Below are 8,351 nucleotides of genomic sequence, written 5' to 3' on the forward strand. Positions count from 1 at the left end.
TTTAACTAGTACTTGCGCTGTTTAAATACATTGATTACTATTTTTGTCAATGCGTAAGTCCTATATTCCTATATTCCCAGCAATGATTCGTTTGCCAGGTAAAAATTAACCATATCTAACTGGCGCCCATAATACTGCTTTTTAAAACAAAACTAAAGTAATGCAAGAAATTAAACTTTTTCAAACTGTAGCTATCGTTAGCATTCTAGGTAATTACCATGCATGAAGATATTTCTGCTACAAATATAATTAAAATTCTCGAAACCCCTTCAATTGAGCAAATGCGAGCAGCCGCAGAGTGGCTAGCTAACTATGACTCTACTCCCGATTTACAACTTGCTCTCTATTCTCTTCTCAAACAGCAAATTATTCCCCAGCAAAGAGGAGGATTGCTCGCCATTGTTTACACCGAATCCATTGTTCCAAACAATATCAAAGGAGTAATGATGATAAAACCTGGGAATAACCTTTTGATCGAAAGTAGTGATTACAGCGCTACTGAATCCCTGCTTGCCATTGCAGTTAGAGAAAGTTGCCCTCATAGAGTATTTACTTCTGCCCTAGTAAAAAGCTGGATTCGTCCCCTGTTACTAAAGCATTATTCACTCCAGAGAGAATATGACCAATTTGTAATGATTTGCACTCAACCTTCAATCGGTGGTGAAGGACGATGGGCATTACCCCAAGACTTTGAAGCACTACAAGCTTATGCCCAAGCATATTCGGCAGAACGAGGAAGCGGCAGCTTAAATTATGATTGGGATAGCTTAATTAAACAGAGGGTGATAGCGGTTTTAGAAAACAGCGGACAGATTGTTTCTATTGTTCGTTATAGTGCAACCAAGCGTGATGCTTTTATAATTGCGCCGTTTACTTTCTCGAAATTCCGAAGGCAGGGATTTGCCCAGAAGCTACTAGCATTTCTGATTGGTGAACTGCTCAAAGAATATTCAGCCGTTAAGCTTTGGGTGGATGAAGATAATTTGCCAGCTTGCGCGCTTTATCATTCTCTTGGTTTTCAACAAGTTGGGCACTGTTACACAGGGTATTTTACAAGCTAGCAGGTTAATGCATCAAACAACTACAGTCGGGACTACAATACACAGTGATGTTTGGCGCCAAGGCTTTTTTCAGTTTGCTCTTCTCATGAAAGAATATTTTCTCCAAGTTAACGGTGCTACATTATGGGTTTCGGAACAAGGCTTTGGCTTCCCTGTAATTTTAATTAGTGGTGGACCTGGCTGCTACAACTACCTCGAACCCGTAGCTGCACTTATTAATGATATGGTACACACAATTTGTTTTGACCCGCGCGGGTGTGGTCGTTCTTCATTGACACCTCCATATGACCTCCAAACAGCAATTACAGACCTTGACTCTTTACGTAAAATACTTTGTATTGAAAAATGGGTAGTGTTAGGACATTCTTGGGGTGCAGACGTGGCACTTGCTTATGCTCTTACATATCCTACGTGTACTCGCGGTATCATTTACCTCTGTGGTAGAGGTTTACAGAATGACAATGATTGGAAGGATGCTTACCGCAGAGGACGTGACGCAGGAGTAGAAATTGTACCGGATTTTGCTTACCCAATAAATATGGAAGTCAATAAGGTAGGCAATCATTCATTCCAAGCGTTTATTAAACAACCGTTACTATGGAAGCAGGTTTCAACACTCATGGCGCCAATGTTAGCGGTAGTGGGTAGCGAAGATATTCGTCCCTGTTGGCCAGTTGAGCAAATAACAAACCTCATGCCTGAAGCTCGTTTTGAGATAATTAAGGGAGCAGGGCATTATCTGTGGCTGACACATTCAAGCCAGTTACGCTTGATTTTACGAGATTTTCGCGAGTTTCATGTAGTTTAAACGCTGTAAATTCTTTAAAGAACGATTCGACTGAAGCGCAAACCAACATTACTCTTATAATTTGCGTCTGCTCATTTAAAATTAAGTTAGAAAAGCCAAACGGTTTTATAGTGATTTCCGGCGCCAGGGAATATTTACAAACTATGCGCTCTCAACAGGCGCCTCCAAAGATGCAAAGTTATAGTTAATAGTTACTACCATGCCTATGGATTGTAGCAGCATTCTATACACAGTATTTTAGATAATTTCACATTTTATAACTTAAAAGCGGAAACAGGAGTCTTCGCGTTAAGATATATTTTTTGTGCAATACAACCTAACTTTAGGTATTGTAAATAATGACTCACCCCAATACTTACAAACATATTGCTCTTGCTGCACTCAATCAATATGCTGTGATGGCGCCAGAAATTCGGTTTTTGGGTAAAAGTGGAAACATAACCTTTTACGTAGAAACACAATCGTCAAACTTTCTCCTCCGCATTCACCAAGCATTGCCAGGGTTACAGGATGATATATGGCAAAAACCAGATGTTATCGAATCAGAATTAAAATGGCTTGAGGCTTTGCGTCACGAGACCAATATAATAGTGCAAGAGCCATTGCAAAACATAGATGGTAGATTGGTAACACAAGTATTGGGAGATGATACCCAAGAAATTTTTAATTGTTCGTTGCTACGTTGGATTGATGGCAGTGTCTCTAATGAGGAGCGAACACCGCAGCAAGCAAAAAATCTTGGCTTATTAATGGCTCAACTGCATCGCCATAGTAGTCAGTGGAACTTACCACAAAATTTTGTCCGTCCAGTATTTGATGAAAATCTTTTTCGTGCGGCACTTGGAGCATTTTACCCGGCAGTTACAATGAGTTTGGTTTCGCAAGAGCATTACGAGATGCTTACAGCGGCAACCGAAAAGATTGTTGCCATGATGAAAACATTAGGTCAAACACCTGATGTTTGGGGATTAATTCATGCAGATTTACATGACGGCAATTATTTATTTTATAACGAAGAAATTCGACCGATTGACTTTGCCCGTTGTAGCTTTGGTCACTACCTTTATGATATTGGTGAGTCAATTCAGTATTTAATGCCTCAAGTAAGACCCTCATTTTTTGAAGGTTATCAAACTATTGGTAAATTACCCGATGGTTATTTACAAGCAGTAGAAGGATTCTTTATTATGGCAACAATAGGTAATTACTCGTTTCATTTGAGTAATCCAGAAGAACATAAATTTATTTCTGATGATGTGCAATATATTGCTAAAACGTTGCTCCGTAAATATCTTGAAGACGAATCATTTTTGTTGGGATAAGTTTAGAGGCACCGTGTTGTAAGCTTTTAGGAACAATTACAAGTTGCCTTCGGGCTTTTCCTTACGTTAGATAAGGCTTTATGAATAAATCAATCAATGAAACACGAGTGATTCTAATTGGTAGCTCCTCTCATGCAGGAAAATCGACCCTTGCCCAAGCTTTGGCAGCAGAGCTTGGTTGGAGTTATGGTTCTACGGACAAACGTGCTCGACATCCCGGACGCCCTTGGGTAGGTGCAAATGGAAAGGCTATTTCCCAGCATGTAGCAGAATACTACAGAGAAATGTCAGTTGAAGCTCTTTTTATAGACGTATTATCACATTATGAAAAAAATGTGTTGCCACAAGTCGAGGTTATTGTTCATTCTCATGTTTCTGACAAATCAAAGGAATGTCTTGTACTTGAGGGTTCTGCATTATGGCCAAAATGTGTAATGAATTTAGTTAGCGTTCTGGGCATTAAAGCAATTTGGCTTACAGCTTCTAACCAACTTTTTCAAAACCGAATCAACCGCGAAAGTAATTTTTGCAATTTATGTGAGAACGAAAAATACTTAATTCAAAAGTTTATCGACCGTACTCTATTTTACAATAAACAGATGAGGGAGGAAGTTAAGCGGCTTGGGTTTATGTGTATTGATGTAGAATCTGTCTCAACAGCAGACGAACTTTTAAAACTTATAATTTGATTTGTCATGCTTAAACTTTATTACACTCCTCTATCTGTATATTCACGCCCTGTGTGGATTACGCTAATAGAAAAAGGGCTTCAGTTTTAACTAGTACAAATGAAACTAGACGGAGACCAAATTCAACCTGATTTTTTGGCAGTTAGTCCCTTTAATCATGTTCCTGTTTTAGTTGACAACAATTTTGCAGTTATAGAATCTCTAGCAATTCTTGATTATTTAGAGACTCAGTATCCAATGCCAGCTTTGCGACCTAAAACTCCAAAGGCTTTGGCTATTGTACGTATGGTTCAAATGGTAACGATGAATGAATTATTAGCTAGTATGATTTCACTTATTAGAGAAACTAAGGATGTACAGAAGCAAGAGTCTGCAAATGCTCAAGTCGCAAAAGTTTTAGATTTTTTCGAGAGCTTACTATGTAATTCTGTTTTCTTCGCTGGTGAGCAATTAACTTTAGCTGAAGTAGTTGCAGGGTCTGTAATACCTTGGCTACCCAACAATGATATATCTTTATTAACTTACCCCAAATTACAGGTATGGTCTGAGCGCTTAACGGAGCGACACTCTTGGCAGAATACTCAACCCAGTCCTGAAGAGTTTGAAATGTTTAAACGTCGATTTAGAATTTTACCTAGAGTTCGCAAGCGACTTTACAGCAACTTTGAGAAATAACACAAAATTTTTTATGCATTTAGCTTTACATCTTTAAACCATAATCTTTTCCACCGAAGAGATTTTTCCGAGACAGATAATGCACTTGGTGTAACTGAAACTGCTTCTCCAAATACTGGATAGTCGGCACATAAATTTAAATTTACAGATGCATAGATTGAATTTTCAGATTCAAAGTAAACGCCCACCAAGGCATTGCAATTGCCACACAGGATAAATTTGGCTAACCCGCTACCTTGAGTATGGATATTAACAAGATTTGAATCATTAAAGAATATTTCAAGTAAGCCTTCTGGGTCAGACAAGTATTTTGCTTTATGCTTTACACAAAAGTCACATGTACAACAACGTGGAATTAATTCATTAGGGAAAGATTGAAGAACAGCTTTATAAGAGATATTTCCACAAAGACACATTCCTTTTATTTGATTTTTGTTAGGTTTCATTAGAGCGCTTACATGTAATGTTTTTGCATTATAGCCGAAATTCCGCACCCCCAGGCGCCATTAAACTGTAGTACGCGGTAAATAGACTTCTGCAAGCAAAATACGTTTGGGGACAACTATAGATGGGCAAGATATCCACCATCAACTGCTAAAACTTGACCAGTAACATATGATGCGGCATCAGATGCAAAAAATAAAACAGCACCAGCAATTTCAGATGGTTCTCCCCAACGACATTCGCGAAGTTCGCTTTGATAGCCATGTTGCAATTTCTTTATCTGCAACAACATCTAAATTGCTCTCAGTAGCAAAAAATCCTGGTGCAACAGCGTTGACGGTGATACCAAACATACCTAGTTCAGCAGCGAGAGCGCGCGTTAATGCTTCGAGTCCCCCTTTGGCAATCGTATAAACGGTATCGCCTGCATCAGCTAACGGACCAGCAATTGAAGTAATATTTATAATTCTTCCTTTACCATTTTCTATCATAAGTTGTGCGGCTTGACGAGACAAATTAAAAGGAGCAATTAAATTTGTATTAATAAGTTTATGCACTGAATCCATTTCAAATTCAAAAAGACCACGACGGTCACGCATACCGACATTATTTACAAGTATATCTAAACGTCCATATCTTCCTTTGATATCACTGAAAGCTTTTTGAACATCTGTCTAGTCACGCGATGTCAAATTTTAATGGGGTAACTGTGGCGCCAGTAGAAGATATTATCGCTACTGCATTATTTAAGCTTTCATCGCTTCGTCCGTTAATAATAACTGAAGCATCTGATAAAGCAAGTAATTTGGCAATTTCTAACCCCAAACCTCTTGTGGCGCCAGTTACTAAAGCAATTTTTCCATGTAATGAAAAATCCGGTAACTTCATAAGACATTAGCTTAATCGACATTGATATAAATAACTTTATCATGCTAATGTGCTTTTTGCTTATCGTGGTTTTATTTAGGCTTAAGTATATTTTTAGAGGCATCGATGCGTCTTATGGTATTTGGCGGACAGCCAAGATGCCTATCTTACAAAATTTTTGGGATATTATTTTAATTGGAATACTCTAACCCAATAATTGCCGCTAAAACTCTATAAAAAACTTAGGTTGAATAGCCTCGTAATAAGTTGCACAAAAAAAGTCAAATCCAAAACATACCCCTACTAACCATAATGCTATAACAATGTCACGAGTTTGCTTCTGACCTAAACTGTCAACCAATTCCTTAAAGCTAGTCTTGTATAGGTTTTGGTGTTGGTAAAGCTCTGATTGCAATTTTAAGAAAATAATTATTGATGCGGCGCCCAACTTAGTATCTAAAGCAGCATCGAACAAACTCATTACATCATCAACTTTTTCTAACAAGTCCTCAAGTGTAGCATTTTTATTAGTAATTTCCTTTAAACAAGAACGATACTTATCTAATAAATCAGTGATATTATCGTTACTTGGGTAAAGCTTGCTAAGAATTTTCCCAAAATCATAAAAATAGGCAATATCAGTATTTGGCATGACTTCATGACGGGTATAACACAATAAGTTTTCGATTAAGGCGCCATCAAAAGGAAATTCTTCGGCTGTTCCGAGAGGCACCCGACAAAGCATCATCTTTAATTTGGCTTACGGTATCTTGGTATTTATCTATATCTAATCCAGCGATTTTAAGTAATGCTGTACCACCTAACAATGATAAAGATGACTGTCGTTGTTGAACAGAAGCATTAATATAACTCTCGAATATCGGTTCGCTTACGTTTATGTTGCTATCAACTCGTCCATGAAGCAAGCGTTTACCCCATTCGGTAATTGGATAAACACAATCTAAGTTGTGTATGGAAATGTTGATAAATGTTGGTTGATTTTTCTCAAAGTTATACGGCGCCAATGAAGAATTATCTTCAACTTTTGCAATTAGTACTTCATAGTCTTCATCATAGTCGGGCATTGCCTTTACTACTCGCACTGCAATTTTATCCAATTCGGAAACATCAGTAAAATCCACATCAAAAGTTGGTATCAACCGAAACTTCATTATTTTTAATTCGGAACGATGATACCATAATAAAAATTCGTTATTAGTAAGCGGTAATAAATATTTCATTAGAAAAAGAAATCCTCCTCTGTAGCTACTTCAACTTGCTTCTTAATTGGTAGTTCAACTATTCGTAATAAGTTATCGGGTATACGGGTGATGTAAGAATGAGGTTTACCTGTATACGATAAATATAAGTTGAGTCGGCTTCTTGTTAACGCTACATAAAATAAGTTGTTGGCTATCTCTTTATCACTCCAGATATTTACATCCGCACATAAATTGGGTACTAATACCGTTTCAAAATCTAACCCTTTGACACTGTGGTAAGTAAGTAAATGTACTTTTGACGAGTCATTTAAATTACCACAGCCACCACCTAAATATTGCATGTTTAATCCACATTGAGATAGGTAGTCATTTAAATCATTAAAGTCTTCTCCACCAAATCTATTTGTTTTTGGTTCCCATTCACCAAAATTATGTAAATATAAAACAGCATCAATAAAGTCGAGTATATACTTTTTCTTTGACAATAATATCGCTGTACTTACACGAGAATTAGCATAATTTGAAGCTGTTTCAAATACATATTTAATTTCTTCATTTACATCCAATGCTTTGGCTAAAGTAATATCAACGTTTCGTAGTTTAGAACGCGATGCTTTTTCTAGTTCATTACTTGGAAAAATTGCCTTTACTATTTCAATAGCTTTATTTGGCAAACGATGTAAAATTTTTAATTCAATCGTTACAGCATTAATTAATGACACCATAGCAGCTACTGGCATCCCATTATCATAAATTGATTGGGCGCCGTCGCCAGCTACTATTAATTGACGACATTGGCTGTGCAGTAGTGATAAAACCTTTTCTGGTAAATCCTGTACCTCATCCACTAAAATCATATCGTAGGCTTGAGGACTTTTCTCGAATGCACTATAAGTTTTTGCATCAACACCGCTGTTATTTACACTAGACCTTTGATTCTGCTTATTTGCTAATATCTCATATAAACTAGTAGGTTGTGATGTAGAAGCATTCTTAATTTCGGGTGGAATACTTGCATTATACATATCCACTAATGTTTTAGTATAACCGACTACACACACTCGCAATGCTGGATTTTGCTGTTTGGCTAAAATTAGGACATGCAGTAACAGAATAGATTTACCTGAACCCGCAAAACCTTTAATAAAAAAGTTTTGTCTGGGGTTTGCGAGAATACGATTAATAGTATCGCGCTGTTCCAATACCTTCGCCAGATTTAAGAACTGCTGGAGCAGGCACTAGCTGGGTGAATGCGCCCTAAA

12 protein-coding genes are annotated in these 8,351 nt (G+C 37.4%); 5 read left to right on the top strand and 7 right to left on the bottom strand.

The window, feature by feature from the left end:
* The first annotated feature begins 218 nt into the window (after positions 1 to 218).
* From AC2JBO_RS40355 to AC2JBO_RS40375, 5 genes are all read left to right on the top strand, one after another.
* On the top strand, positions 219 to 1,061 hold the full coding sequence (locus AC2JBO_RS40355; protein WP_496959255.1) for a GNAT family N-acetyltransferase: 843 nt from the start codon (positions 219 to 221) through the stop codon (positions 1,059 to 1,061).
* A 7-nt stretch (positions 1,062 to 1,068) separates the two neighbouring features.
* Positions 1,069 to 1,869 (top strand): alpha/beta fold hydrolase, encoded by an 801-nt coding sequence (locus tag AC2JBO_RS40360; RefSeq protein ID WP_496959256.1) that lies wholly within the window; start codon positions 1,069 to 1,071, stop codon positions 1,867 to 1,869.
* Between the two features lie 338 nt (positions 1,870 to 2,207).
* Positions 2,208 to 3,191 (top strand): phosphotransferase enzyme family protein, encoded by a 984-nt coding sequence (locus AC2JBO_RS40365; RefSeq protein ID WP_496959257.1) that lies wholly within the window; start codon positions 2,208 to 2,210, stop codon positions 3,189 to 3,191.
* Positions 3,192 to 3,271: 80 nt separating this feature from the next.
* Complete coding sequence (locus tag AC2JBO_RS40370) at positions 3,272 to 3,880, top strand: 2-phosphoglycerate kinase (RefSeq protein ID WP_496959258.1); 609 nt, start codon at positions 3,272 to 3,274, stop codon at positions 3,878 to 3,880.
* 99 nt (positions 3,881 to 3,979) lie between these two features.
* The gene (locus AC2JBO_RS40375; RefSeq protein WP_496959259.1) at positions 3,980 to 4,555 is read left to right on the top strand and encodes a glutathione S-transferase family protein; all 576 of its coding nucleotides are present in this window, start codon (positions 3,980 to 3,982) and stop codon (positions 4,553 to 4,555) included.
* Between the two features lie 11 nt (positions 4,556 to 4,566).
* On the opposite strand, the gene AC2JBO_RS40380 is transcribed toward AC2JBO_RS40375, so the two are convergent.
* The 7 genes from AC2JBO_RS40380 to AC2JBO_RS40410 form a co-directional block, all read right to left on the bottom strand.
* Positions 4,567 to 5,001 (bottom strand): hypothetical protein, encoded by a 435-nt coding sequence (locus AC2JBO_RS40380; protein WP_019488439.1) that lies wholly within the window; start codon positions 4,999 to 5,001, stop codon positions 4,567 to 4,569.
* A gap of 116 nt (positions 5,002 to 5,117) precedes the next feature.
* A complete protein-coding gene (locus tag AC2JBO_RS40385; protein ID WP_216596089.1) occupies positions 5,118 to 5,270 on the bottom strand; it encodes an SDR family oxidoreductase in 153 nt (50 codons plus the stop codon).
* Positions 5,215 to 5,646 carry an SDR family NAD(P)-dependent oxidoreductase gene (locus AC2JBO_RS40390; RefSeq protein WP_496959264.1) on the bottom strand — a complete coding sequence of 144 codons (432 nt, stop codon included), beginning with the start codon at positions 5,644 to 5,646 and terminating at the stop codon, positions 5,215 to 5,217. Before AC2JBO_RS40390 ends, AC2JBO_RS40385 begins: the two co-directional genes overlap by 56 nt.
* 31 nt (positions 5,647 to 5,677) lie before the next feature.
* Positions 5,678 to 5,887 (bottom strand): SDR family NAD(P)-dependent oxidoreductase, encoded by a 210-nt coding sequence (locus tag AC2JBO_RS40395; RefSeq protein WP_496959260.1) that lies wholly within the window; start codon positions 5,885 to 5,887, stop codon positions 5,678 to 5,680.
* Positions 5,888 to 6,089: 202 nt separating this feature from the next.
* Complete coding sequence (locus AC2JBO_RS40400) at positions 6,090 to 6,599, bottom strand: hypothetical protein (RefSeq protein WP_496959261.1); 510 nt, start codon at positions 6,597 to 6,599, stop codon at positions 6,090 to 6,092.
* The gene (locus AC2JBO_RS40405) at positions 6,565 to 7,107 is read right to left on the bottom strand and encodes a hypothetical protein (protein ID WP_496959262.1); all 543 of its coding nucleotides are present in this window, start codon (positions 7,105 to 7,107) and stop codon (positions 6,565 to 6,567) included. The genes AC2JBO_RS40400 and AC2JBO_RS40405 overlap by 35 nt, the downstream gene beginning before the upstream one ends.
* Entirely contained in the window at positions 7,107 to 8,291 is a 1,185-nt protein-coding gene (locus AC2JBO_RS40410; RefSeq protein WP_496959263.1) for a 3'-5' exonuclease, read from the bottom strand. The genes AC2JBO_RS40405 and AC2JBO_RS40410 overlap by 1 nt, the downstream gene beginning before the upstream one ends.
* Positions 8,292 to 8,351: the final 60 nt, after the last annotated feature.

This window comes from Calothrix sp. CBUCES-K 9914, from assembly GCF_059640475.1.